Genomic DNA, 349 nt, shown 5'->3' on the forward strand with positions numbered 1-349 from the left:
TGAGCCATAGAGGATTCGAACCTCTGACCCTCTGATTAAAAGTCAGATGCTCTACCAACTGAGCTAATGGCTCTAAAAAATGGTGCCGGCCAGAGGACTTGAACCCCCAACCTACTGATTACAAGTCAGTTGCTCTACCAGTTGAGCTAGGCCGGCAAAAATGGTGGAGAATGACGGGTTCGAACCGCCGACCCTCTGCTTGTAAGGCAGATGCTCTCCCAGCTGAGCTAATTCTCCATTTAACAATATTGCCCGGCAGCGTCCTACTCTCGCGGAACGTAAGCCCAACTACCATCGGCGCTAAAGAGCTTAACTTCTGTGTTCGGCATGGGAACAGGTGTGACCTCTT

3 tRNA genes and 1 rRNA gene are annotated in these 349 nt (G+C 50.7%); all 4 read right to left on the bottom strand.

The features are described 5' to 3' along the window. Positions 1 to 73 (bottom strand) — tRNA-Lys (locus CD129_RS00130). A gap of 7 nt (positions 74 to 80) precedes the next feature. Continuing rightward, a tRNA-Thr gene (locus CD129_RS00135) sits at positions 81 to 156 on the bottom strand. 5 nt (positions 157 to 161) lie between these two features. After that, a tRNA-Val gene (locus CD129_RS00140) sits at positions 162 to 237 on the bottom strand. Between the two features lie 13 nt (positions 238 to 250). Continuing rightward, positions 251 to 349, bottom strand: a 5S ribosomal RNA gene (gene rrf / locus CD129_RS00145); the annotation flags it as partial.

Origin of the sequence: Mammaliicoccus fleurettii (genome assembly GCF_003970575.1) — a bacterium.
Classification (GTDB): Bacteria; Bacillota; Bacilli; order Staphylococcales; family Staphylococcaceae; genus Mammaliicoccus; species Mammaliicoccus fleurettii.